At 62.8% G+C, this 22,935-nt stretch carries 25 protein-coding genes and 1 pseudogene; 8 read left to right on the top strand and 18 right to left on the bottom strand.

Annotated elements, in window-relative coordinates; all coding sequences use genetic code 11:
• Positions 1–67: 67 nt before the first annotated feature.
• From FJ958_RS00910 to FJ958_RS00885, 7 genes are all read right to left on the bottom strand, one after another.
• Positions 68–388: a YkgJ family cysteine cluster protein gene (locus FJ958_RS00910; RefSeq protein WP_246679468.1), complete on the bottom strand. Its 321-nt coding sequence runs from the start codon at positions 386–388 to the stop codon at positions 68–70.
• 34 nt (positions 389–422) lie between these two features.
• Positions 423–584: a hypothetical protein gene (locus FJ958_RS31455; RefSeq protein WP_181176246.1), complete on the bottom strand. Its 162-nt coding sequence runs from the start codon at positions 582–584 to the stop codon at positions 423–425.
• Position 585: 1 nt separating this feature from the next.
• Positions 586–990 (bottom strand): hypothetical protein, encoded by a 405-nt coding sequence (locus FJ958_RS00905; protein WP_140738196.1) that lies wholly within the window; start codon positions 988–990, stop codon positions 586–588.
• Between the two features lie 464 nt (positions 991–1,454).
• Positions 1,455–2,237 carry an SRPBCC domain-containing protein gene (locus FJ958_RS00900; protein ID WP_246679453.1) on the bottom strand — a complete coding sequence of 261 codons (783 nt, stop codon included), beginning with the start codon at positions 2,235–2,237 and terminating at the stop codon, positions 1,455–1,457.
• Complete coding sequence (locus FJ958_RS00895; protein WP_140738193.1) at positions 2,234–2,554, bottom strand: metalloregulator ArsR/SmtB family transcription factor; 321 nt, start codon at positions 2,552–2,554, stop codon at positions 2,234–2,236. Before FJ958_RS00895 ends, FJ958_RS00900 begins: the two co-directional genes overlap by 4 nt.
• A 69-nt stretch (positions 2,555–2,623) precedes the next feature.
• Positions 2,624–3,376 (bottom strand): SDR family NAD(P)-dependent oxidoreductase, encoded by a 753-nt coding sequence (locus FJ958_RS00890; RefSeq protein WP_140738191.1) that lies wholly within the window; start codon positions 3,374–3,376, stop codon positions 2,624–2,626.
• Positions 3,377–3,458: 82 nt separating this feature from the next.
• On the bottom strand, positions 3,459–4,112 hold the full coding sequence (locus FJ958_RS00885) for a glutathione S-transferase family protein (protein WP_181176245.1): 654 nt from the start codon (positions 4,110–4,112) through the stop codon (positions 3,459–3,461).
• Between the two features lie 198 nt (positions 4,113–4,310).
• Between FJ958_RS00885 and FJ958_RS00880 the strand changes: the two genes are divergently transcribed.
• On the top strand, positions 4,311–4,478 hold the full coding sequence (locus FJ958_RS00880; protein ID WP_140738185.1) for a CsbD family protein: 168 nt from the start codon (positions 4,311–4,313) through the stop codon (positions 4,476–4,478).
• 131 nt (positions 4,479–4,609) lie between these two features.
• Here FJ958_RS00880 and FJ958_RS00875 read toward each other — a convergent pair.
• Positions 4,610–4,957, bottom strand: a pseudogene (locus tag FJ958_RS00875) (TetR family transcriptional regulator C-terminal domain-containing protein); the annotation flags it as partial.
• Positions 4,958–5,109: 152 nt separating this feature from the next.
• Here FJ958_RS00875 and FJ958_RS00870 point away from each other — a divergent pair.
• Positions 5,110–5,715: a hypothetical protein gene (locus tag FJ958_RS00870; RefSeq protein WP_348642190.1), complete on the top strand. Its 606-nt coding sequence runs from the start codon at positions 5,110–5,112 to the stop codon at positions 5,713–5,715.
• Here the strand turns inward: FJ958_RS00870 and FJ958_RS00865 are convergent.
• Complete coding sequence (locus FJ958_RS00865) at positions 5,670–6,158, bottom strand: sulfocyanin-like copper-binding protein (protein WP_246679452.1); 489 nt, start codon at positions 6,156–6,158, stop codon at positions 5,670–5,672. The two genes, FJ958_RS00870 and FJ958_RS00865, sit on opposite strands and share 46 nt — an antisense overlap.
• A 272-nt stretch (positions 6,159–6,430) precedes the next feature.
• Positions 6,431–7,402, bottom strand: a complete 972-nt coding sequence (locus FJ958_RS00860; protein WP_181176244.1) for a glycosyl transferase family 90 — start codon at positions 7,400–7,402, stop codon at positions 6,431–6,433.
• Positions 7,403–7,701: 299 nt separating this feature from the next.
• Between FJ958_RS00860 and fumC the strand changes: the two genes are divergently transcribed.
• From fumC to FJ958_RS00845, 3 genes are all read left to right on the top strand, one after another.
• Positions 7,702–9,099: a class II fumarate hydratase gene (gene fumC, locus FJ958_RS00855; RefSeq protein ID WP_140738179.1), complete on the top strand. Its 1,398-nt coding sequence runs from the start codon at positions 7,702–7,704 to the stop codon at positions 9,097–9,099.
• A gap of 177 nt (positions 9,100–9,276) precedes the next feature.
• Positions 9,277–9,699, top strand: a complete 423-nt coding sequence (locus FJ958_RS00850; RefSeq protein WP_140738176.1) for a DoxX family protein — start codon at positions 9,277–9,279, stop codon at positions 9,697–9,699.
• 164 nt (positions 9,700–9,863) lie between these two features.
• Positions 9,864–10,268: a DoxX family protein gene (locus FJ958_RS00845; protein WP_140738173.1), complete on the top strand. Its 405-nt coding sequence runs from the start codon at positions 9,864–9,866 to the stop codon at positions 10,266–10,268.
• A 107-nt stretch (positions 10,269–10,375) separates the two neighbouring features.
• Here the strand turns inward: FJ958_RS00845 and ppx are convergent, their stop codons facing one another.
• Together ppx and FJ958_RS00835 are read right to left on the bottom strand one after the other, a co-directional pair.
• On the bottom strand, positions 10,376–11,911 hold the full coding sequence (gene ppx / locus FJ958_RS00840; protein ID WP_140738170.1) for an exopolyphosphatase: 1,536 nt from the start codon (positions 11,909–11,911) through the stop codon (positions 10,376–10,378).
• A complete protein-coding gene (locus FJ958_RS00835; RefSeq protein WP_140738167.1) occupies positions 11,911–14,112 on the bottom strand; it encodes an RNA degradosome polyphosphate kinase in 2,202 nt (733 codons plus the stop codon). Before FJ958_RS00835 ends, ppx begins: the two co-directional genes overlap by 1 nt.
• A 144-nt stretch (positions 14,113–14,256) precedes the next feature.
• Between FJ958_RS00835 and FJ958_RS00830 the strand changes: the two genes are divergently transcribed.
• Together FJ958_RS00830 and FJ958_RS00825 are read left to right on the top strand one after the other, a co-directional pair.
• Positions 14,257–14,502, top strand: coding sequence for a zinc-finger domain-containing protein (locus FJ958_RS00830; RefSeq protein WP_140738165.1), 246 nt, complete (start codon positions 14,257–14,259; stop codon positions 14,500–14,502).
• An 18-nt stretch (positions 14,503–14,520) separates the two neighbouring features.
• The gene (locus FJ958_RS00825) at positions 14,521–15,762 is read left to right on the top strand and encodes an FAD-dependent monooxygenase (RefSeq protein ID WP_140738162.1); all 1,242 of its coding nucleotides are present in this window, start codon (positions 14,521–14,523) and stop codon (positions 15,760–15,762) included.
• 39 nt (positions 15,763–15,801) lie between these two features.
• On the opposite strand, the gene FJ958_RS00820 is transcribed toward FJ958_RS00825, so the two are convergent.
• The 6 genes from FJ958_RS00820 to FJ958_RS00795 form a co-directional block, all read right to left on the bottom strand.
• Positions 15,802–16,467, bottom strand: coding sequence for a TIGR02117 family protein (locus FJ958_RS00820; RefSeq protein ID WP_140738159.1), 666 nt, complete (start codon positions 16,465–16,467; stop codon positions 15,802–15,804).
• Between the two features lie 116 nt (positions 16,468–16,583).
• Entirely contained in the window at positions 16,584–17,387 is an 804-nt protein-coding gene (locus FJ958_RS00815; protein WP_140611345.1) for an amino acid ABC transporter ATP-binding protein, read from the bottom strand.
• A 24-nt stretch (positions 17,388–17,411) separates the two neighbouring features.
• Positions 17,412–18,569 carry an amino acid ABC transporter permease gene (locus FJ958_RS00810; protein ID WP_140738156.1) on the bottom strand — a complete coding sequence of 386 codons (1,158 nt, stop codon included), beginning with the start codon at positions 18,567–18,569 and terminating at the stop codon, positions 17,412–17,414.
• 4 nt (positions 18,570–18,573) lie between these two features.
• Positions 18,574–19,761, bottom strand: coding sequence for an amino acid ABC transporter permease (locus tag FJ958_RS00805; protein WP_140738153.1), 1,188 nt, complete (start codon positions 19,759–19,761; stop codon positions 18,574–18,576).
• 63 nt (positions 19,762–19,824) lie between these two features.
• Complete coding sequence (locus FJ958_RS00800) at positions 19,825–20,853, bottom strand: amino acid ABC transporter substrate-binding protein (RefSeq protein ID WP_140738150.1); 1,029 nt, start codon at positions 20,851–20,853, stop codon at positions 19,825–19,827.
• Positions 20,854–21,305: 452 nt separating this feature from the next.
• Entirely contained in the window at positions 21,306–21,485 is a 180-nt protein-coding gene (locus FJ958_RS00795) for a DUF2182 domain-containing protein (RefSeq protein ID WP_140738147.1), read from the bottom strand.
• Between the two features lie 78 nt (positions 21,486–21,563).
• Here FJ958_RS00795 and FJ958_RS00790 point away from each other — a divergent pair, with 78 nt between their 5' ends.
• Positions 21,564–22,745 (top strand): cystathionine beta-lyase, encoded by a 1,182-nt coding sequence (locus FJ958_RS00790; protein ID WP_140738144.1) that lies wholly within the window; start codon positions 21,564–21,566, stop codon positions 22,743–22,745.
• Positions 22,746–22,935: the final 190 nt, after the last annotated feature.

The following is a 22,935-nucleotide window of genomic DNA, read 5'->3' as shown; positions in this document are numbered from 1 at the left end:
CTCCGCAGCCCTGCACCGATGCAGCCTAGCCAGCAAGGTAGAACAGCACAAGCCGCCGGAAACGCGGCTATGACGTCGTCGGCAATCCGTACGCCCGGCGCGCCATCAGGCAGTCGTCGTCGCCGGGCATGCAGGCGCGACAGACATCCGGGCGGACGTCGTAAATGCCGCAAGCCGTCGCCTTGCCGACCTCGCCGGTCAGGGCCGAGCAGCGCACGCCCTCGCAACGCATGCCGGATTCGTTGGTCGCGACATATCTTGCCGGGATACGGTCGAGCTGCGCGTCATCCTCGGTGGAAAAGCGCGGCCATTCGGCCGAGTAGGAACAGCAAGCGCCACAGCTCTGGCAGTCGAAGGCGGGCGCCGCAAGGCCGCGCGGCGCAAGCACGACAAGGCTGCGATCGGCGTCCTGCGGCAAGGCGCTATTTTTTCCTACCCGCCTTGCGCGGTGGCGTCTCGACCGGTGACTTGAACAGGTCGGTCGCTGCCTCAACGGGCGCGGCCTTCGGCGCCGCGGCCGGCTTCACCGGCTTTGCAACGGCCGACGCTGCCGGCTGGTCCTTGGCGGAGAATTTTATGGCCATGTCAGTCCTCGTTGCCGGAGCGCGATGGCGCTCGCGGATTGCGCAAGCGGCCGATCAGCGCCGAAACCGCGGTGATGTTCATTTCCTCCGGCGACCAGATCGCCGTTGCCTCGATGTGATGCGGCCCAAGTTCGCGATGTGTGCTGCCGCTGTAAGCGGCGTCCTGATAGGTGACCAGCTGCCGTGTCTTGGGATCTTCGCGGATATATTCGATCAGATAGTTCGGGCACTCGGCACGGCCACGCACGCCAATCCGCACCTGCGCATCGCCGTGGGCCCGCTTGCAGCGCTCGAGCTTTTCCAGCACACGCCGGACATATTCGACCGGCTTGTCCAGCGCTTCGACCATATCGGCGATGGTCGCATCGGCAGCGATCGGCGTTGGCGGCACGCGTTTGGTGGCCATCAGCGTGCGTCCGTGTGTTTCGGCAAGGCTGGCTTGCGCGGTTCATTCGAAGTGGCGGTCAAAATATTCTCCTGTTCGGAGCGCGCCGAAAATGGCGAGGCCGGTCTTTCGGCCATGGCTGCGTACAAAGCAATACGGCGTCTGCTTCAATTTTGTCGGGTGCTGCCTCGCCGCTATGGCTGGCCCACAAATATGCATAGCACAGCCTGACGGCCAGCGGCCCGGAATTCGATGGTCCTGCACGAGAAAGACAATGCCCGCCCTGTTGCGCCGCAACGCCGTGGCCACTTGCCACAGTCGCGTGCGAAGAAAAAACTTTTGTTCGTAGGGAACCGATGTCCCGATCGGCCGTTTGGATATGCCGTCAACAATTCATGAGAGCAATCGAAGAAGGTTGACGGCAAAAGGACGCCTCCCGCGCAATAAAACGCACGAGGGGCGTTCTTGTATGGCGCGCCTGGCCTTCACATCACGGCGGTCATCATCGGCAGGATTTCATAGCGAAAGCCCAACCCGGAACGAATCGCCGGGTCCGCCTCGGTCAATTCCCGCACAGCGGCCTCATCGTCGGCGCGCACGATGCCGAGTCCCCAGGGGCCGACAGGATCGGCGACCGGTCCGAACAGGATGACACCGCCCTCGCCCAGCTTGCCGCGCAGATAATCCGAATGCTGTTTCATCAGCGCCCTTTCCGCATCGGTCAGGGTGAAGGCAAAGTCGGGCCGTGGCGGAATCAGCCGGCAGTGAAACACGCCCTGCGGTTTGCCGCCGGCCCCATCCGTGAGGAAGGCGGCCAGCCAACCCAGCACGCGTTCCCAGCCGAGGCCGTGATCGCGGCAAGCATCCTCGCGAGTGCCGAACCCCTCATGACGCAAAATCAGCCGCGTTCCGGTGTCGATCGCTTCGAGCATGTAGGTCACGGTGGTGACGTTGTCGCCGTCCCACGGGGCCTTCCATGTCATGACCAGACGGTGCGGCGGCTCGACCTCGATATATTCGCCCTGGACATGAAATTCCTGGCCATCGGCGCCCCTGCCTTCCGATCGCCACGTGCCGCCCGGCCGCACGTCTGCCGTGTGTCTCGTTGTCCGGTAGAGCTCGTCCGACCCCCACCAGAGCGGTATCTGATCATCCGCCGTCAAGGCGCGAAACACCCGCTCGGGTGGTGACGCGATCGTCACGGTGGCGAGAATCGTGCCCGTCGACACGTCGGCAATGGCGCGAGGTCTGTCGTGGCTGGCCATCATTCGTTCTCCAGGTAAGACTTCAGATTGCCGAGGCTTGCCTGCCAGAAATCGCGATAGGGCAAGATCCAGTCGGCCACGTCCTTCAGTTCAGCCGGCTCCAGCCGGTAGAGCCGCTCGCGGCCGTGCTTCTGCTCGGAGACGACGCGCAGCTCGCGCAGAACCCGCAGATGCTTGGAAATCGCCGGCCGGCTCTGCGAAAAGGCCGCGGCGAGTTCGTTGACCGGCGCCGGCCCATGCCGCAACCGGTCGAGAATGGCACGGCGGGTCGGGTCGGCAATGGCCCGAAAGACGGAACGGTCAGGATCAGTCTGCGGCATAATGCGTATCCATTTGGTTACGTATTATGCCGATTACAGACCTCCGTCAACCTTGCTCCAAAAGACTGCTCAGCGCTCCTGGTCGGTCGGCCTGATGACGATCTCGTTGACGTTGACGCGTGCCGGTTGAGTGACCGCATAGAGGATGGCGGCGGCGACATCCTCGGCGGTCAGCGCCTCCATCGTGGCGAGGCGCTGGTCCAGTCCCGCCTTCGAGGCGGCGTTGGTGATGTGGTCGCCGAGTTCGGTGCGCACCAAGCCGGGCTCGATGACGGTAACGCGGACCTTGTCGGCATAGACCTCACGCCGCAGCGATTCCGAAAAACCGACGACGCCGAATTTGGTCGCCGCATAGCCGCTGGCGCCGGGATTGGCGACGCGGCCGGCGACGGACGAGACATTGACGATATGACCCTTGGCAGCCCGGAGATGCGGTAGGGCTGCCTTGGTCATGCCCATCAGGGCCAGCAGGTTGAGTTCCACCATCTGGCGCCAGTCCTCGAGCGTCGCCTCCGCGGCCGGCGACAGCAGCATCACTCCGGCATTGTTGACGAGGATATCCAGCCGGCCCCATTCGGCCATCACCTTTTCGACCACAGCAGTGATGTCATCGTTGCGGGTCACATCAGCCTCGACGCGCAACGCCGCTCCGCCGGCCTTTTCGATGCGCGCGGCCAGCGCTTCGAGCCGATCGGCACGGCGGGCGGCGACCGCCACCTTTGCCCCAGCGGCGGCCAGCGCCGTGGCTGTTGCCTCACCAATACCTGATGAGGCGCCGGTGACGAGAGCGACCTTGTCGGCAAGCGTGGAAGAAACGGTCATTGCAACATCTCCAAAAAGCCCCTGCCCAACGCTCCTAGATAGGCTGGCCCGATCCTTCTGAAAGGCCGCTTCCAGACAGACGCTATTCGTCAGGTCCGGGCTCGGGCCAAGGTTCCCTCGCCGCCTCCGCGTACCATTGCCGCATCGCCGGCGTCGCGAGCACGGCATCGACATAGGCCCTGGTATCAGGCGCCAGCATGCCGCCATAAGTGTCGAAGCGTGTGACAACGGGCGCGTACATGGCGTCGGCCGCGGTGAAATGGCCGAACAGGAAAGGGCCACCCTTGCCGTATTTCTCGCGGCACTCGCGCCATAGGGCTTCAATGCGCGCTCGCTGCGCCTCGCCTTCGGCGTCAAGCGGCTTGTGCGCTTTCGGCCGCCGCAAATTCATCGGCCAGCCATAGCGGACGTCGCGGAAACCGGAATGCATCTCGGTCGCCGCCGCGCGCGCCAGCGCGCGAGCGCCGATATCGGCAGGCCAGAGTTTCTTGTCCGGAAACAGGTCCGCGAGATATTCAAGGATGGCAAGGGTTTCCCAGACGACCCTGCCCTTGTGATTCAGGACCGGCACCTGGCCGGTCGGCGACACTTTGGCGAGGTTGGCGGCAGTTTCGGGCGTGCGCAGCCGGACTAAACCTTCCTCGAACGGGATCTCCAGATGCCTCATCGCCAGCCATGGCCGCAGCGACCATGAGGACAAGCACTTGTTACCGATGTAGAGCGTGAAGTCCGCCATTTCTCTCCCCATGCGCACGACCGTCCTGGAAATCTTTGACGCGTGCGTCTCGGCAACCTACCCGGTCAGCTTTGCCGCCGGAAGCGGCTGCTCGCATTCATTTGCTTGCGGGACAATGCCTGGAACTTAACAGACAGTGGCCCGTTTGTTCCGCGCGGACGAGTTCCTCCGAATTCGAACTCCCAGGAGACGCGGAAAATGGTGAACAAGGATCAGGTCGCGGGCATGGCCAAGCAGGTCAAGGGCTCGGTCAAACAGGCGGCCGGCAACAAGCGGACCCAGGCCGAAGGCATGGCGGAAAAGGCCGCGGGCAAGGTGCAGAAGACCTATGGTGACTTGAAGGACAAGGTTAGGAAGGCCCTATGACCCCAGCCAACCTGGTTCTGTTCATCAGGAAAGGCGGCTGCCAAAGTCGCCTTTTTCATGTGCTCCAGCCCTTGCTGAAAGCACTGGTGAAGGCGACCTCGCCATGGTCATCGCGGGCTTCAAGCCAGGTTCTAGGCTTTGTCCAGGGCCGTCAGACAGTCGCGCAGCACGGCGGCGTCCTGCATCGCCTTGGCCATCGACATGGCGCCGGAATAGGTGGCCATGGCAAGTGCCGCAAAACACTGAGGGTCGGTGCCTTGCTCCCTGCCCTCCTGCTGGTCGGCCCTGATCTTGTCGGCGAGCGCCTGACGCCACGCCGCAAAAATGCCGGCAAGGGCAGCACGGAAATCGGGATCGGCGAGCGACAGTTCATGCGCGAGATTGTTGAGCGGACAGCCGCGCACGAAACCCTGCCGCTCCAGTTCCGCCGCCACGGCCTCGAACACAGCCCGCACGCCGTCGCGCGCCGAAGCTGCCGCTGCCCGATGAACCTGCCTCTGAACATCACGCCGGAGACGGCGCTCGTCTCGCCTGTCGTCGAGTTGCGGCAGTACACATTGAAACCCGGCAGCGTGAAACGCTGATTGCCCTTTTCGACCGGGAGTTCGTCGAGAGCCAGGAGGCAAGCGGGATGACCGTCATCGGCCAGTTCCGTGATCTCGACCGCCCGGACATGTTCGTCTGGCTGCGCGGGTTCGACAGCATGGACGCACGCAAGGATGCGCTGACCGCGTTCTACGGCGGACCAATCTGGGCGGCGCACCGTGACGCAGCCAATGCGACAATGATCGATTCCGACGACGTGCTGCTGCTGAAGCCGGCTTGGGCGGGCGCCGGCCTTGACCTCTCGGGCGCGGAGCGGAACGGCTCGTCCTTTGGCGAAAAACCCCCCCGAAACAAGCGCCTGGCCGGCCTTGTTGTCATCTGGATTCATCATTTGCGACCGGGCCGAGGCCGGTTTCATCGGCCAAACCGCGGAAGCGCAAGCTCGCCACGAGACCGTGCTTGCGACCTCACCGGCATGGGAAGCGTTCCTCGGCAAGGCCGAGCCGGATTTGAACAAGCCGACGGAAATCTTGCGGCTCTCGCCGACATCGAGATCGCTGCTTGGCAGGTGAGCCTTGGCAAGCAGACCATCGCGAACAGCCGTCGGCGACGGGCAAATTGGCCTGGCCATCGACATTTCTCTTGCTACGGCTTGACGATGAACTCGGTCCACATCCCCGCTGCGAAGTGACCGGGGATATTGCAGACGAGCACGTATCTGCCAGCCTTCAAGTCCACCGTAAGAACGCCCGAAGCACCCGGATCGAGTTCTGAAACCTCTCCCTTGTCACCGGCCCTGTCCTCATCGACCCGGTTCTCGACGGTGACGTAAGGCAACGGTTTGCCGGGATCAGCTGGATTCATCACTATCATCTCATGGACGGTATCCTTGGAGCTATTCTTGACCCTGAACGAGACCTTGCCGGCCTTCACCGTGGCAGGTGTGGCCTTAATACCCATGGTGGCCTTCGACATGTCGAGATTTGGCGGCCCATAGGCCAAATCTGTAGGCATCGCCATATTCGCTCCCTTGTCCCACAACAGAACCTGGACGACGCTGGCGGCATGCGCGGCGCCAACTGTCATGATCATTATGGCAAACGAAAGCACTGCATTTCTCACCACTTTCTTCACGGTGACGCTCCTTCCTGGCAGGCCGGTGCGGTCCGGCCGCCAATCGCCCGTTTGCAGGCCTATTGGAACCAATGAATGGCCCAAACGGTGGTGCATAGGTTGCGCCGCCAGAGGTCCTTGTCCTTGCGTTGGATCAATCCGCCCTTACCTGGCTCAAACCTATTGTCCGCCTGCTGGACTTGCCTCGCATAGGAAAGCCGGGCGACATCGCGCGGTATCACCACGCCGATCCAAGGGCTTGGCACCGCTCGCCGGCCCTGCACCGCGCGCCATCAGTCAGGCCAGCCGGTCGCGCGCTTGCGCCGCTGAAGACCGGACTTCAGATTGCCGCCAGCCGCCGCATGATCCTGAAGGAGCTTCGCCCATGCCGCCACGGCTGCCGCGCGCGTCAAGCGGGTCTGCGCGAAATGCCGCGCTTCCGCGGCGATTTCGGTTTCCATCTTCGGATTGGCGCGCAGCCACTCGATGCGTTCGGCCAGATCCGACAGGTCGCGCTCCACCGGAACATAGTGGCGAAACGGCTCGATATCGTCGAAGAACCATTCTCGCCAGGGCCGGTCCTGCAGCAGCACGACGCGTTTGGTGTGGAGCAGCATCTTGAAGCGGCCGCTGTAGCCAGCGCCTTCGACATCGATCATGTACCTGTACGTGGCGACCTGATCTTCCATCGTCCTGAACCTGGTGGAGTACCGATTGATGGCGACATCGTAATTCTGCTCGGTGTCGTACGCCTCGATGAGGTCCGGGCGGACCGACGCGATCTCGACAATCCTTCTGCGGACACCGTTCATGCAGCGCCCCGCCCAAAACAACCTGTTATCGCGCGGCGGCTCTTCCGATGCAGCCGCCATCGCCCGCGTCTTCTGATCATAGTCGTCGAACTTCGCGTCCGGCCAGCCATCGAAAACGAAATCGGGTGCGGCCACCTCGCCATAGCCGTCGGCCTGGGAGAAGGCGAAACGCGTGCGAAAATAGCGATGCCTTCTGCGCGACGGCGTATCGCCGAGAAGCATATAGAATGGTGGCAGGCTGCGGACGCCAAGGGACGCCAACGCGTCGGCAATGAGGGTTAGGACCTGCACGTGCCTCTCAAGCCAGGCCGCGCGGGAGCGCACCCTGAGCTTGCCGCCCTCGAAACGGCAGTGGATCTCGCCGCGATTGAGCCCAGGCAGAAAGCGCCTGCCGACCTCGGCGACATCGACAGCCATGGGAAGCGCGTTCAGTCCCGTCTTGAGTGGTGCCATTTTTGACGACGCTTTTGCCGCGACCCATCTAGATCCGAAAGCCGACTGATACAATCTGACCGTGCGCGGCTCGTTCATCAAGGCGGCTATCCCGTTGACGAGGGGGATGCAAGAGGCTGGCAACTGGCGAAGTTCATACCGTGGGATAGCCTAGCGCCTAACCACGCTTCGGCTGCCTGCGAAGCGTATTACCGGAGCACCTTCTTCAACCGATTTGCATCCTTACCGCGCACAATCTCTGCTTGAAGCCATTTGTGCAACGCGATACGCCGTTGCCGACTTCGAGAAGGAGAAACCTTGTGAGCACGCCAAAGACCAGAACCGAAACCGATACGTTCGGGCCTATCGAGGTCGCCACCGACCGTTATTGGGGCGCGCAGGCGCAGCGTTCCCTAGGCAATTTCAAGATCGGCTGGGAAAAGCAGCCGGCTTCGATCGTGCGCGCGCTCGGCATCGTCAAGCGGGCCGCGGCGGAAGCCAACATGGACCTGCAGCGGCTCGATCCCGCGATCGGCAAGGTGATCGTCGAGGCCGCGCAAGAGGTCATCGACGGCAAGCTCAATGACCATTTCCCGCTGGTGGTCTGGCAGACCGGCTCAGGCACGCAGTCCAACATGAACGCCAATGAAGTGATCTCCAATCGGGCGATCGAAATGCTGGGCGGCGTCATGGGCTCGAAGAAGCCGGTGCATCCCAACGACCACGTCAATATGAGCCAGTCGTCCAACGACACCTATCCGACGGCCATGCACATTGCCTGCGCCGAGCAGATCGTGCATCACCTGATCCCCGCGTTGCACCACCTGCACAAGGCGCTCGCCGCCAAGAGCCGGGACTTCAATCATATCATCAAGATCGGCCGCACGCACACGCAGGATGCCACCCCGCTCACCCTCGGCCAGGAGTTTTCCGGCTATGCGGCGCAAGTCGCCTCCTCGATCAAGCGCATCGAGATGACGTTGCCCGGCCTGCAGGAACTGGCGCAGGGCGGCACCGCCGTCGGCACCGGCCTCAACGCGCCGGTCGGCTTCGCCGAAAAGGTAGCGGACCGGATCGCCGCGATCACCGGCATCGCCTTCGTCACCGCGCCGAACAAGTTCGAGGCGTTGGCGGCCCACGATTCCATGGTGTTCTCGCACGGCGCCATCAATGCGGCTGCCGCGGCACTCTTCAAGATCGCCAACGACATCCGCTTCCTCGGTTCGGGCCCGCGCTCGGGCCTTGGCGAATTGTCGCTGCCGGAGAACGAGCCCGGCTCCTCCATCATGCCGGGCAAGGTCAATCCGACGCAGTGCGAGGCGATGACGCAGGTCTGCGTGCAGGTGTTCGGCAACAATGCAGCGCTGACCTTCGCCGGCAGCCAGGGCCATTTCGAGCTCAATGTCTACAACCCGCTGATGGCCTACAACTTCCTGCAGTCGGTGCAGTTGCTCGCCGACGCTTCGGTTTCCTTCACCGACAATTGCGTGGTCGGCATCGAGGCGCGGGAAGACAACATCAAGGCGGCGCTCGATCGCTCGCTGATGCTGGTGACGGCGCTGGCGCCCACCATCGGCTACGACAACGCCGCCAAGATCGCCAAGACCGCGCACAAGAACGGCACCACGCTGCGAGAGGAAGCGCTGGCCACCGGCCTGGTCAGCGAAGCCGATTATGACCGGCTGGTGCGGCCGGAGGACATGACGCATCCGGGGTAAGGCATATTTCGGCGGGAGAATTTTCCTCCACCGTCGCACAGCCCGGCACGAATTTTGCGCGTCTTGCCGGGCCCCGAGAACGTACAACCTGTGAACAATGTGTCGCCACACAGGCGCCTTTGGTGAACAGTCGGCATGGTCTATTTGATTGGCATTCAACCCATTCGGAGAGCCACCATGTCCACCAACACTTCTGTCGCCGGCACCGGCACCGTATCCAACGCCTCGGGCGCGATCCTCGCCGGCCGCGTCCTTCTCTCAATCCTGTTCATCCTTTCGGGCTTCGCCAAGCTCACGGCGATTTCCGCCACAGCGCAATGGTTCGGCGGTATCGGCCTGCCGCTGCCGACGGTCGCCGCGATCGGTTCGGGCCTGCTGGAATTCTTCGGCGGCCTCGCCATTCTGGTCGGCTTCCAGACCCGCATTGTGGCGATCGTGCTCGCCATCTTCACGCTCGCCGCCACCGCCATCGCGCATCTCAACTTCTCGGACCAGATCCAGCTGCTGATGCTGGAGAAGAATCTCGGCCTCACCGGCGGCTTTATTCTGCTTGCGGCGCTGGGCGCCGGCGCCTACTCGATCGACGCCAAGCGCGGCTGAAATTCCATCCTCCCAACGACCTGAATTCAAGCGGCGCGGAATTTTCCGCGCCGCTTTTTCGTTGTCCAAAACGAGCGCCTCGGTGGTTTCGGCCGCAGTCCCGCAGGCGTAAGGTGGACGATAGCCGGCGTGGGCCTGACCGGGGCGCCGGCAAGGGAGTAGCCATGAACCGCAATGCATTGCTCCTGGTTTCGCGGCTGCTGTTTGCCGTGCTGTTCGTGCCGTCCGGCTTCCAGGCACTCAGCAGCATCGCCGCCACAATCAATTATTTCGTCGGCCTCGGCCTGCCGCTGCCAACGCTCGCCGCCTGGGGCACGGGCCTGTTCGAGTTGATCGCCGGATTGCTGATCCTCATCGGGTTCCAGACCCGGATCGTGGCACTGCTGCTGGCGGCCTTCTGCGTCGCGGCCGGGTTCATTGGCCATTACGGCCAAGGCGCTGGCGATGCGACGCTCGCCTTCCTGCACCAGCAGATGCTGATGAAGGACATTGCTATTGCGGGCGGCTTCCTGGCGCTGGCCATGGCCGGTGCGGGAGCATGGTCGGCCGATGGACGCGGTTCAGTTTAGAGCGGTTCCGTGTCTGATGGAATCGTAGGCCCGCTCTCAGTCTTTGGCATTACGCGATTTCGGACGGAAAACCGCTGCGCATTTCCTGAATTGCCGTAAGGCCGTGCCTACTTCACCGACACGCTCGGCCCGCCCTCGACCGCAAGCACCAGGCGGCGTCCGGTGATTCGAGCCAGTTGCGCCAACCGGCCGGCTGGGCGCTCGCCATAGAGGTCGGAGAGCGAAGCCGGCAGCACCAGCGCCAGCGCGCCGTTTGGGCGGCTTTCCCATTTCAGCCGCAGCATGATGCCGGGCATTGCGGCCGTCAACAGATAAATGACCCGCATCATCGCCGCCAGTACGCGGGCGCGCTCCAACAGGCGCGGTGGCGCCAGCGCCTTGATCTCGGGCGCAATCGCCTCGTTGAAGACACCGTCGTGGCGATAGGCATTGGTCAGCGCCAGATAGGCGCGGCCGGGATGGTCGACGCCAATGAAGGAGGCATGCGCAATGATGTTGAGCGACTGCCGACCGCGATATTCGGGATGCGCGCGCCAGCCGATATCGGCAAGCAGACAGGCGGCGTGCCGATAGCGCGCCTCGTCCTCCGTTTCGTCGATCCCGAAGGCCTTGAAGGCCTTGCCGGTCCATTCGACGAGGTCATGCGCGTGATGGACCGAACGCGAGCGCAAAAGGGCAAGCTCCTCCGCGGCCGAGATCAGCGGATCAGTCTTCTGTTCCGCCTCGTCGAGCAACGAATAGAGGAAGCCTTCACGCACACCTTGCGCCGAAACAATGATCCTGGAGGGCTGCATCGCGGCCATGATCTCCTGCAGTACCAGGGCGCCGTAGGGCAGCAGCGAGCGGCGGTTCTTGGAGACACCCTCGATACCGCGCACTTTTTCGACCTCGCCTCTCGCCACCTGCTTGAGGAAGTTTTGCGCGCTGTCGGCCGATATCTCGTAATTGTGCATGACGCCGAGCGGGTAGTTGTTCATCTCCATGTGCAGCCGGGCGAGGTTTCGCCAGGTGCCGCCGACGGCATAAAAGGTCCTGCCCTGCCCGCTTTTCAGCAGCTTGGCCCTTGCCAATTCCTGGCGCGCGATTTTCTGCGCCTGAACGAGCGAATTCTTCGCCATGTCCTGCAGACGCAAGCCGCCGAGCGGCAGCGTGATGCCGTCGCCGATCGCCTCGCCATCGATGTCGATGAGCTCGAGGCTGCCGCCGCCAAGGTCGCCGGCGATACCGTTGGCGGGGTGGAATCCGGAGATGACGCCGAGCGCGGAGTAATGCGCTTCCTGGCGGCCGGAGAGCACCCGGATCTCGGTCTTGAGCACATCTTCGGCGCGATGGATGAAATCGGGACCGTTGATTGCCTCGCGGGCGGCGGCGGTGGCCAGCACATACATCTGTTCGGCGCCGGCCTGGTCGGAGAGCGCGCGGAAACGGCGAAATTCTTCCATCGAGCGCGTCACCCCTTCGGGGTCGAGCTTTCCCGTCGACACGATGCCGCGGCCGAGGCCGGCCAGCATTTTTTCGTTGAACAGCACGGTCGGCGAGCGCGCCAGCCCCTCATAGACGACAAGGCGGATCGAATTCGAGCCGATGTCGATGATGGACAGCGGTCGGCGATCCTGCAGCCGGCCCTGGGAAATGGACAACATCAGATGGACGCTGCGGCGTTCTTCTTGCGGCGCTTGAACTGGGCGATCCGCTGGGGCGCATGCGACTTCAGCGCGTCACCCCGTCCCGACAGGCTCGGATTGGTCATGAAATATTCCTGCGCGTTGAACGGTTCTTCGCCCTCCTCCAGCACGACACGCCGGGAGGTTCCATCAGCCAATACGTCGAAACTTTGCTGATTGTCCATGATGTTGCCCAGCATGATCTGGCCGAGAACCTGTTCATGCACAGTTGGATTGGTGATCGGCACCATGGTCTCGACGCGGCGGTCGAGATTGCGCGGCATGAGGTCGGCGGAGGAGATGTAGACGATCGCCTCGTCCGCCGGCAGGCCGTGGCCATTGCCGAAGCAGTAGATGCGGCTGTGTTCGAGGAAGCGGCCGACGATCGACTTGACCCTTATGTTCTCCGACAGGCCCGGCACCTGCGGCCTGAGGCAGCATATGCCGCGCACGACGAGGTCGATTTCCACCCCGGCACGGCTGGCATCATAGAGCGCATCGATGATGATCGGGTCGACAAGCGAGTTCATCTTCATCCAGATGCGCGCCGGCCTGCCTTCCAGCGCGTGGGCGACTTCGTCGGATATGTGCTGGAGAATGCGGTTTCTGAGCGTGAACGGCGAGATCGCGATACGCATCTCGGCGGTCGGCTCGGCATAGCCGGTGATGAAGTTGAACAGCTGGGCGACATCGCGCGCGATCGTCGCATCGGTGGTGAAAAAGGACAGGTCGGTGTAGATGCGCGCTGTGACCGGGTGGTAGTTGCCGGTGCCGAGATGCACGTAGTTGCGCAGCTTGCCGTCCTCGCGCCGCACCACCAGCGACATCTTGGCGTGGGTCTTGAGTTCGAGGAAACCGAACACAACCTGCACGCCGGCGCGCTCGAGATCGCGGGCCCAGCGGATGTTGGCTTCCTCGTCGAAACGGGCCTTGAGCTCGACCAGCGCCGTCACCGATTTGCCGGCCTCGGCCGCGTCGACCAGCGCACGCACGATAGGGCTGTCGTTCGAGGTGCGGTAGAGCGTCTGCTTGATCGCCACCACCTCGGGGTCGGCCATCGCCTGGCGCAGGAACTGCACCACCACGTCGAAGGATTCGTAGGGGTGGTGGACGACGATGTCCTTCTCGCGGATGGCGGCGAAACAGTCGCCGCCATGCTCGCGGATGCGTTCGGGGAAGCGTGGATTATAAGGCGTGAACTTCAGGTCGTCGCGGGGAACGGAGACGATTTCTGAGATCTGGCTGAGCGCCAGCGGGCCGGTGAGCACGCTTATACGGCTCGACGAGACGCCAAGCTCGCCGGCGACGAAGTCTCGCAGTTCCGCAGGCATCAGCCTGTCGAACTCGATGCGGATCACCGAACCTCGGCGGCGGCGTTTCAGCGCCGTCTCGAACAGGCGCACGAGATCTTCCGATTCCTCCTCGACCTCGATATCGCTGTCGCGGATGATGCGGAAGGTGCCGGAGCCCTTGACCTCATATCCCGGGAACAGCTTGCCGATATAGAGGCCGACCGCCTCCTCCAGCGGGATGAAGCGGACGTGGTTCTTGCGGTCCGGCAGGCGGATGAAGCGCTTCAGCGCCACCGGCAGGCGCAGCAGCGCGCTCATCTCCTCGCCATTCTTGCGATGGCGAAGCTGCAGCGCCATCGAGAAGCCGAGATTGGGGATGAACGGGAACGGATGCGCCGGGTCGATCGACAGTGGGGTAAGCACCGGAAACACCTGGTCCTGGAAATGCTCTTCCAGCCAGACCTTCTCGTCCTTGGTCAGGGCGTCGCGGGTGATGCTCTCGATGCCTTCCTTGTTGAGCAGTATCGTCAGCGCCGAAAGGCTCTTCTGCTGATCTTCCTGCAGCCGCTCGACCTCGCGCAGCAGCTGTTCGAGCTGCTGTTCGGGCGTGCGGCCGTCAGGGCTCTTCAGCACGATGCCCTCGCGGACCTGCCCGGCGAGGCCGGCGACGCGCACCATGAAGAACTCGTCGAGGTTGGCGGCCGAGATCGACAGGAAGCGCACGCGTTCGAGGAGCGGATGGTGCTCGTTCAGCGATTCTTCGAGAACGCGGCGATTGAACTGCAGCCAGGAAAACTCCCGATTGACGAAACGGTCCGGATTGCCGCCCTGCGGGCTCGCCGCCTCGACATTGATGAATTCGCTCTGCACCGGCTTCAGTTCGTTCATGATTCCTGCTCTTCCCACCAGCTCAGCCGGTTAACCGGCTTAACTTATCCTCTGACAGGCTTTTGCGACAGTTTCATTTCATCGATCTTGCAAAGAGACCTGTTATGTTCCAGATGCAGACGAGACTGCGTTAAGGAGACGACGATGGCAGGCGGTTCCATTCCCCATTTCCAGAACGATGCGGGCTACCCGGCGATCGACATCGGGGTCAAGGAATTCATGTGCACGGGCGCCAATCCGCCTTTCGACCACCCGCATGTATTTCTCGATATGGGAGACGACAATGAGAAGGTCTGCCCCTATTGCTCGACGCTCTACCGCTATTCGCCGAAGCTGAAGGCGACGGAAACGGTTCCGGCCGGCTGTCTCTACATCGACCAGGCCGCCTGATTTCCAGCGGCTGAAACCATGCCCGATGCACAGCCCCGGCAGATCGTGATCGCCGGAGCTGGCGTCGCCGGGCTGACCGCGGCGGTTGCTTTCGGCGAACATGGCTACCCCGTACAGCTGTTCGAACAGGCGCAGCGGCTGGACGTGGTGGGCGCCGGCATCCAGCTTTCTCCAAACGCGACACGTATCCTACGCCAGCTCGGCGTGCTCGACCGGCTGCTGGCGGCAGCGGTGCGTCCGGAAGCCGTGGTGCTGAAGGACGCCGCGACGTTGCGCGAACTGGCGCGCGTGCCGCTGGGGCAAGCCGCCGAAAAACGTTGGGGGGCGCCTTATCTCGTCGCTCACCGGGCCGATCTGCAGAGCGCACTGACCGAACGCGCCGCCGAAAACCCGAATATTGCGCTCCTCACAGGCGCGCGCTTGAGCGATGTTGTCACAGGTGGCCATGGTGTGACGGCCACACTCGAGAGGGACGGCAAGACCGTCCAGTCCCGGGGCTTCCTTTTGGTCGGGGCCGATGGCGTATGGTCGTCGGTGCGCGCGGTTGTCGATCGGGCCCGGGGAGCGGCATCGCCAAGAAGCCGTTTTTCCGGCGAACTGGCCTGGCGCACCACCGTCGCCGCCGGCAGCGCCGCCGGACAAGCATTTGCCGCGATCGGCGCTACCGACAGCGTCACGACCTTCCTGCATCCGGGGTTCCACATGGTCGCCTACCCCGTCAGCAAGGGTGACGCCTTCAACTTTGTCGCCTTCACCAGAGGCGAGCGCATTGCCGAGGGCTGGTCCGGGCACGCCGATCCCGGCATCCTCGCCGGCGCCATGCGCGGCACGGCCGCGGGCCTTGCAAGACTGGCGGAAATGGCTGGCCCTTGGCTGACCTGGCCGCTCCACACGGTCGAACAAAAGCAGCCCTGGACGACGCCAGCCGGCATCGCTCTGATCGGTGACGCCGCGCATGCGATGACCCCGTTCGCGGCACAAGGCGCGGCAATGGCCATCGAGGACGCCGCCACGCTTGCCGCTTGGCTGGCCGCCTGTCCAACCGACCCTTCACGGGCTCTCGTCATCTGGGAAGATTTGCGGCGGCGGCGCGTCGCCAGCGTCGCCCGACGCGGCGGCCTCAATCGGCTCGCCTGGCACGCCGCCGGGCCGGTGGCGATGGCTCGTAACCTTTACCTCAAGGTGCGCTCGGCTGACCAGCTTGCTGCCGATCTCGACTGGCTTTACGGCTGGCAGCAACAAAGGATCGTCCGGCGCTAAACCGCCTGTCATGCGACGTAGAGACGCTCGGAGGCCGCGCTAATTGTAAAGCCGCAGCGACAGCCCAAGCGAAGCCGGCAGCGGATTCCACCAGCCTGTGCGCAGGCCGGCCGTGCGCAGCGCCGCCGCCGTCCAGGTGTTGCAACCGATCAGCGCGTTGAAACGGCCATTCGCCTCGTAGAAGCGGTCGAAGCTGGAATAGCGCGCATTCTCGATTACGACCGGACCGTTCTGCCCCTGCTGGAAGCTCGCCGCGATATAATCGAGCAACGCCGTGAACCTATCCTCGCCGATGTCGAAGGCAGCGATGTCAGGATGCGGCTCGGCGATCGCGTCGGCGACATCGACATGCATCACAGAGGCATCGAGCGTCAGCGCCTTGACCACCGGCACCGCCTTTAGTTGCGACCATGTTGGCGTTTCAAGATAGAAGGCGCGACCACCCCAGCCGAAGACGATGTAGCGCACCTCGGGCGCGTCGGCCGGAAGGCCGGCCTCGGTCAGGAAATGAAAACGCCTGCGAACCGCGTCGTCCACCGGGATGGCGATGTCGGTGTGGATCGGGTTCCTCAGCACCAATATGCGCCGCGTGCCCTCGCCCGCGGCGGCCGCCGGCCAGAGCGGGCGTGGCACCAGCGTGCCGAGAGCGGCGGCAAGCATGAACATGGTTGCCAACGCGGCCAGTAAACGCAGGAGCTTTTTCATCGGCGTGCGGTTTGGGGGCTCCCTCGCCTCGACAGCAGCGACCAATGGCCGATCGCCATATGCAAAAAAGCCCGACCGTGGTGCCGCCGGGCTTTTTTGAACCGGCGCCGGAGCGCTCAGTGCAATATCTGCGACAGGAACAGTTTCGTACGCTCGTGGCGCGGATGGTCGAAGAATTCGGCCGGTGTGTTCTGCTCGACGATCTGGCCCTGATCCATGAAGATCACCCGGTTGGCGACCTTGCGGGCAAAACCCATTTCGTGCGTGACGCACAGCATGGTCATGCCTTCCTCGGCAAGGCCGACCATGGTCTCCAGCACTTCCTTGATCATTTCCGGGTCGAGCGCCGAGGTCGGCTCGTCGAACAGCATGATGCGCGGGTTCATGCACAGCGAACGGGCGATCGCCACGCGCTGCTGCTGGCCGCCGGAGAGCTGGCCCGGATACTTGTTGGCCTGCTCCGGGATCTTGACGCGCTTGAGGAAATGCATGGCGATTTCCTCAGCCTGCTTCTTCGGCGTCTTGCGCACCCAGATCGGTGCCAACGTGCAGTTCTCCAGGATGGTCAGGTGCGGGAACAGATTGAAGTGCTGGAACACCATGCCGACCTCGCGGCGCACCTCGTCGATCTTCTTCAGATCGTTGGTCAGTTCCTTGCCGTCGACGATGATCTTGCCCTTCTGGTGCTCCTCCAGCCGGTTGATGCAGCGGATCATCGTCGACTTGCCGGAGCCGGACGGGCCGCAGATGACGATGCGCTCGCCGCGCATCACCTTGAGGTTGATATCCTTCAGCACATGGAACTCGCCGTACCATTTGTGCATGGCGATGATGTCAATGGCGACATCGGTGGTCGAGATGTGCATCTTGGCGGCATTGACTTTGAGCTCTTCCGCGCTGACGGCGTTTTCGGTGGCCATGGCAGGATCCCCTTATTCTTTTGTTTAGCGTTTGTAGCCGGTGTCGAGTCGGTGTTCGGTATACATCGAATAGCGCGACATGCCGAAGCAGAACAGCCAGAACACGAAGGCGGCGAAGACCAGACCGGATTTCGCGGTCTGTGGCGTCGCCCAATTGGCGTCCGAGAAATTCTGTTTGACGACGCCGAGCAGGTCGAACATCGAGATGATGAGAACCAGGCTGGTGTCCTTGAACATGCCGATGAAGGTGTTGACGATGCCGGGGATGACCAGCCTCAGTGCCTGCGGCAGCACGATCAGCCCCATCTTCTGCCAGTAGCCGAGGCCAAGCGAATCGGCGCCTTCATACTGGCCCTTCGGGATCGCCTGCAGGCCGCCGCGCACGACTTCGGCCATATAGGCCGCCGCAAACAGCGACACGCCGATCAATGCCCTGAGGAACTTGTCGAAGGTGACCCCGGCCGGCAGGAACAGCGGCAGCATGACGCTGACGAAGAACAGAACGGTGATCAGCGGGATGCCGCGCACCGTCTCGATGAAGACCACACAAAGCGTCTTGACGATCGGCATCTTCGAACGCCGGCCGAGCGCCAGCACGGTGCCCAGCGGTAGCGACACGGCAATGCCGACGAAGGACAGGCTGAGCGTTACCAGCAGGCCACCCCACCGCGAGGTCTCGACATTCGGCAGGCCGAACATGCCGCCGATCAGCAGAACGAACGAAACGATCGGCAACACCAGGAAGAGCAGGATCGCGTTCAGCCCCTTGCGCGGCACGCGCGGGATCAGCATCGGCACCAGCAGCGCGACGAACAGAATGGCGACCAGAATCGGGCGCCAGCGCTCCTCGATCGGATAGGTGCCGAACATGAACTGGCCGAACTTGGCATTGACGAAGGCCCAGCACGCGCCGCTCCAGCCGTCCGGCTGAATGCCGCCTTGCGCAACGGTGGCGCAGACGGTGCGATTCGGCCCTGTCCACTGGGCATTGATGAACGCCCAGTTGATGATCTGCGGCAGGATCATGACGACCAGCGCGATGCCGATTATGGTCAGGATCGTGTCACCGACCGAACCGACCAGGTTCTTGCGCACCCAGGCCGTCGGGCCGCGCACGCTTGCTGGCGCAGGCTGCGCCAGCGTCATTTCGGTACGCACCCAGGACATGTCGTGTTCCTGCATGGTTCTACCTTTCCACCAGCGCCATCCTGGCGTTGACGACGTTCATGACGGCCGAGGTGACAAGGCTGAGTATGAGGTAGGCGACCATCATGATCAGCACGCCTTCGACCGCCTGTCCGGTCTGGTTGAGCACGGTGCCAGCGGTCGCCGTCAGGTCCGGATAGCCGATGGCGATCGCCAGCGACGAGTTCTTGGTCAGGTTGAGATACTGGCTGGTCAGCGGCGGGATCACGATGCGCATGGCCTGCGGCACCACGACCAGCCGCAAAATCGGCCCCGAGCGTAAGCCCAGGGCGCCGGCCGCCTCGGTCTGGCCTTTGCTGACCCCCCTGATGCCGGCACGCACGATCTCGGCGATAAAGGCCGCCGTGTAGCAGGACAGAGCCAGATAGAGCGACAGGAACTCCGGCTTGACCTGGAAGCCGCCGGTCAGGTTGAAGGTCGACTGTTTCGGCAGATCAAAGGTGAGCGGCATTCCGCTGAGCAGGAAAGCGAGCAGCGGCAAGCCAACGATCAGCGCGACGGATGTCCAGAACACCGGGAATTGCTGGCCCGTCGCCATCTGGCGCTGGCGCGCCCTGCGGGCGACGAACCATGCCATGGCAACAGCCACGAGGAACGCCACCAGGATCAGCCAGGAACCTTCGCCCCAGATGGTGCGCGGAAAATAGAAGCCGCGCTGGTTGAGGAAGGAACCAAACGGCAGATGGATACTGTCACGTGGCGCCGGCAGCACGGCAAGCACGCCGGAATACCAGAAGAAGATGACCAGCAGCGGCGGGATGTTGCGGAAGACCTCAACATAGACCGTGCAGATCTTCTGGATCAGCCAGTTCTGCGACAGGCGGCCGATACCGATGACGAAGCCGATGATGGTGGCGGTGATGACGCCGGCGACGGCGACGATGATCGTGTTGATCAGGCCGACGACGATGGCGCGGCCATAAGTATCGTCAGACGTGTAGGCGATCGGCGTGTCCGAGATATCGAACCCGGCACGCCCCTTGAGGAAGCCGAAACCGGAGGCGATGTGCAGGCGCTGCAGATTGTCGATGACATTCTGCACGATCCACCACACAGAGCCGAACAGAACGATGACGACAAGCGTCTGGAAGAAGAGACTACGGACTTTCGGATCATTGACGAAGGAAGCCCGATTGGACTCCTCGCGAAGAACTTCCTGCGATGCCATTCGACCGTCCCCTGGAAAGAGAAACCGGGAGGCAGATGATATGCCTCCCGGATCACATTTCAATCAGCGGATCGGCGGAGCGTATTGCAGGCCGCCCTTGGTCCACAGCGCATTGATGCCACGGGCGATCTTGAGCGGGCTGCCCGAGCCGACATTCTTGTCGAACATTTCGCCATAATTGCCGACAGCCTTGACGATGTTGACGACCCAGTCATTGGAGACACCGAGATCGGTGCCGATCTTGGTGTCGGCTTCCTGGCCGAGCACGCGCTTGATCTCGGGGCTCGCGGAGTTCTTCATCTCATCGACATTGGCCTTGGTGATGCCGAGTTCCTCGGCATCGAGCAGCGCGAAATAGGTCCACTTGACGATGTGGTACCACTGGTCATCGCCCTGGCGCACCGCCGGTCCGAGGGGCTCCTTGGAGATGATCTCGGGCAGCACGACGTGATCGGCCGGCGAGCCCAGCGTCAGGCGGATGCCGTAGAGACCCGACTGGTCGGTGGTGTAGACATCGCAGCGGCCGGCATCATAGGCGGCATTGACCTCTTCGAGCTTCTCGAAGACGACCGGATTGTACTCCATCTTGTTCGCCTTGAAATAGTCGGCGAGATTGAGCTCGGTGGTGGTGCCGCTCTGCACGCAGACGGCGGCGCCCGAAAGCTGGAGCGCTGAATTGACGCCGGGCAGTTTCTTGGCGTTGATCATGAAACCTTGGCCGTCATAGTAGGTGGTGCCGACGAAATTCAGGCCAAGTGCCGTGTCGCGGTTGATGGTCCAGGTGGTGTTGCGCGACAGGACGTCGACCTCGCCGGACTGCAGGGCGGTGAAGCGCTCCTTGGCGCTGAGCGGCGTGAACTTGACCTTGGTGCCGTCACCGAAGACAGCGGCTGCAACGGCGCGGCAGAAATCCGCGTCGATGCCTTGCCAGTCACCCTTGTCGTCCGGCGCCGAGAAGCCGGCCAAACCGGTCGAGACGCCACACTGGATGAAGCCCTTCGCCTTGACGGTGTCGAGCGTGCTAGCCGATGCGGCCGACGCCATAAACCCCAGCGTGGCGGCGCCAAGAATGCCGAAAGCAATATGTTTCATGACCCACAGACCCTTTTCTCTGTTTTTCAGGCAAACCCTGATCTTTTTTCCCGTGTGAACGCAGCTCCCATCCCGGCCCATTCCCGGAACCCCGCATCGCAACCGACGCGCTGCCTCCCATTCACGGACGGCATCGAAGGCGATAATTCCCGTGAGGTCAAGGGAAATGACCGAATCCGAACGTGTTTGAAAATCGATTGCCCTGTTTGCCTGAATTGCAGACAAACGCACCCGCAATTTGATCAGAGAGCAAATAAAGTCGGCAAAGCGCATTCAACACAATGCGGGGCCGCGGTAACGAAATCCATCTTGGCAATAGCTTTGGCGCTACTGATCTGGACGCGCAATGAATTGGCCCTTCCGAAGACTGTCACCAGGGCTGCGCCCTTAGAAAGCGCGAGACAGGAGCCTCGTCCCGGCCGCCGCCATCAACGCGCCGGAAATGGGCGGGATCAACTGGGTCGCGGCTGTCTTTCCCCGGGGGAGACGAGGATGGCTGCACCGGCGATCCACAGCATATTCATGGCGCCGATGACGAACAGCAGAGCCATCAGCACCACGCGGCTGGCCGGCCAGCTCGGCGTCTGGCCGCGATGCCAGTCCGCTGGAGAATTGGCACATTCGAAGTCCATTCCTGGCGGGTGCTGGGCTGTTGCACGGCCCATGACGCCGCACTATGGCTAGCGCCCTATCAAACAAGGCGAAGAAGAATGGCGAAAGACGGCAGCGAGCAGGGTTACGGCAAGGTGGGCATCAACACGCGGCTTGCCCATTCGGGCAACAACCCGAATGACTATTTCGGCTTCGTCAATCCGCCGGTTGTGCATGCCTCCACCGTGCTGTTCCGCAATGCCGAAGCAATGGTGGGACGCAGCCAGAAATACACTTACGGCACGCGCGGCACGCCAACGACGGATGCCCTTGCCCACGCCATCGACGCGCTGGAGGGATCCGCCGGCACCATCGTGGTGCCGTCTGGCCTGGCAGCGGTGACCGTTCCGCTACTCGCCTTCCTATCGGCCGGCGATCATCTCCTGATCGTCGATTCCGTCTACCATCCGACCCGCAATTTCGCCGACACGATGCTGAAGCGGCTCGGCGTCGAGGTGGAGTATTATGATCCCCATATCGGTTCAGGCATCACCGCCTTGATCAAGCCCAACACCAGGGTCGTGTTCACGGAATCGCCGGCTTCCAACACGTTTGAGGTGCAGGACATCCCGGCGATCGCCAAGGCGGCGCGTGCGGCCGGCGCCATCGTGATGATGGACAATACCTGGGCGACACCGCTCTATTTCCGGCCGCTCGACCATGGCGTCGACATCTCCATCCATGCGGCAACCAAATATCCGGCCGGCCATTCCGACGTGCTGCTTGGCACGGTCTCGGCCACTGAGAGCTGCTGGGAGCAACTTTATGAGAGCTTTTGCACGCTTGGTTGCTGTGCGGGCCCCGACGATGTCTACCAGGTGCTGCGCGGCCTGCGGACCATGGGCGTGCGCCTGGAGCATCACCAGCGCAGCGCACTCGCCATCGCGTCGTGGCTCGAAGGCCAGAAGGGCGTGGCGCGCGTGCTTCACCCCGCCCTTCCCAGCCACCCGGACCACGGCCTATGGAAGCGCGACTTCACCGGTTCGAGCGGCATCTTTTCCATCGTGCTTGCCGGAGGCGGCCAGAAAGAACAGCACGCCTTCCTCGACGCGTTGCGGATATTCGGGCTCGGCTATTCCTGGGGTGGGTATGAGAGCCTTGCGGTGCCGGTCTGGCTCAGCGACCGCGTTGTTGCAACGGCCCCTTATGAAGGTCCATTGATCCGCCTGCAGATCGGCCTTGAGGATGTCGACGACCTGAAAACCGATATCATGCGAGGCCTGGCCGCAGCCGCCGTCTGACCGTCGCATACGCCGACGGCCGGACGGAGCCGGCGAAAACGGCCGCAAAATCTTGACGCTGATGACAAAGCGCGAGCCGCTCGCAGCAGTCCGGCGAGGTACGGCGCGCAATATTATTCTCCCGGGTCGCGACTTTCCGGATTTGTTTGACTTTCAAATCCGCGGGTTCGGCTGCATTGCGTGGCGCACC

This window comes from Mesorhizobium sp. B2-3-5 (assembly GCF_006442395.1).
Lineage (GTDB): Bacteria > Pseudomonadota > Alphaproteobacteria > Rhizobiales > Rhizobiaceae > Mesorhizobium.
The sequence above is the reverse complement of the archived record's forward strand: the minus strand, read 5'-3'. Positions and strand labels throughout refer to the sequence as shown.

Coding starts and splice junctions, on each gene's coding strand:
- FJ958_RS31455 (WP_181176246.1), bottom strand. CDS start 584: ATGGCCATAAAATTCTCCGCCAAGGACCAGCCGGCAGCGTCGGCCGTT.
- FJ958_RS00905 (WP_140738196.1), bottom strand. CDS start 990: ATGGCCACCAAACGCGTGCCGCCAACGCCGATCGCTGCCGATGCGACC.
- FJ958_RS00900 (WP_246679453.1), bottom strand. CDS start 2,237: ATGATGGCCAGCCACGACAGACCTCGCGCCATTGCCGACGTGTCGACG.
- FJ958_RS00895 (WP_140738193.1), bottom strand. CDS start 2,554: ATGCCGCAGACTGATCCTGACCGTTCCGTCTTTCGGGCCATTGCCGAC.
- FJ958_RS00890 (WP_140738191.1), bottom strand. CDS start 3,376: ATGACCGTTTCTTCCACGCTTGCCGACAAGGTCGCTCTCGTCACCGGC.
- FJ958_RS00885 (WP_181176245.1), bottom strand. CDS start 4,112: ATGGCGGACTTCACGCTCTACATCGGTAACAAGTGCTTGTCCTCATGG.
- FJ958_RS00880 (WP_140738185.1), top strand. CDS start 4,311: ATGGTGAACAAGGATCAGGTCGCGGGCATGGCCAAGCAGGTCAAGGGC.
- FJ958_RS00870 (WP_348642190.1), top strand. CDS start 5,110: ATGACCGTCATCGGCCAGTTCCGTGATCTCGACCGCCCGGACATGTTC.
- FJ958_RS00860 (WP_181176244.1), bottom strand. CDS start 7,402: ATGGCACCACTCAAGACGGGACTGAACGCGCTTCCCATGGCTGTCGAT.
- FJ958_RS00850 (WP_140738176.1), top strand. CDS start 9,277: ATGTCCACCAACACTTCTGTCGCCGGCACCGGCACCGTATCCAACGCC.
- FJ958_RS00845 (WP_140738173.1), top strand. CDS start 9,864: ATGAACCGCAATGCATTGCTCCTGGTTTCGCGGCTGCTGTTTGCCGTG.
- ppx (WP_140738170.1), bottom strand. CDS start 11,911: ATGTTGTCCATTTCCCAGGGCCGGCTGCAGGATCGCCGACCGCTGTCC.
- FJ958_RS00835 (WP_140738167.1), bottom strand. CDS start 14,112: ATGAACGAACTGAAGCCGGTGCAGAGCGAATTCATCAATGTCGAGGCG.
- FJ958_RS00830 (WP_140738165.1), top strand. CDS start 14,257: ATGGCAGGCGGTTCCATTCCCCATTTCCAGAACGATGCGGGCTACCCG.
- FJ958_RS00825 (WP_140738162.1), top strand. CDS start 14,521: ATGCCCGATGCACAGCCCCGGCAGATCGTGATCGCCGGAGCTGGCGTC.
- FJ958_RS00820 (WP_140738159.1), bottom strand. CDS start 16,467: ATGAAAAAGCTCCTGCGTTTACTGGCCGCGTTGGCAACCATGTTCATG.
- FJ958_RS00815 (WP_140611345.1), bottom strand. CDS start 17,387: ATGGCCACCGAAAACGCCGTCAGCGCGGAAGAGCTCAAAGTCAATGCC.
- FJ958_RS00810 (WP_140738156.1), bottom strand. CDS start 18,569: ATGCAGGAACACGACATGTCCTGGGTGCGTACCGAAATGACGCTGGCG.
- FJ958_RS00805 (WP_140738153.1), bottom strand. CDS start 19,761: ATGGCATCGCAGGAAGTTCTTCGCGAGGAGTCCAATCGGGCTTCCTTC.
- FJ958_RS00800 (WP_140738150.1), bottom strand. CDS start 20,853: ATGAAACATATTGCTTTCGGCATTCTTGGCGCCGCCACGCTGGGGTTT.
- FJ958_RS00795 (WP_140738147.1), bottom strand. CDS start 21,485: ATGGACTTCGAATGTGCCAATTCTCCAGCGGACTGGCATCGCGGCCAG.
- FJ958_RS00790 (WP_140738144.1), top strand. CDS start 21,564: ATGGCGAAAGACGGCAGCGAGCAGGGTTACGGCAAGGTGGGCATCAAC.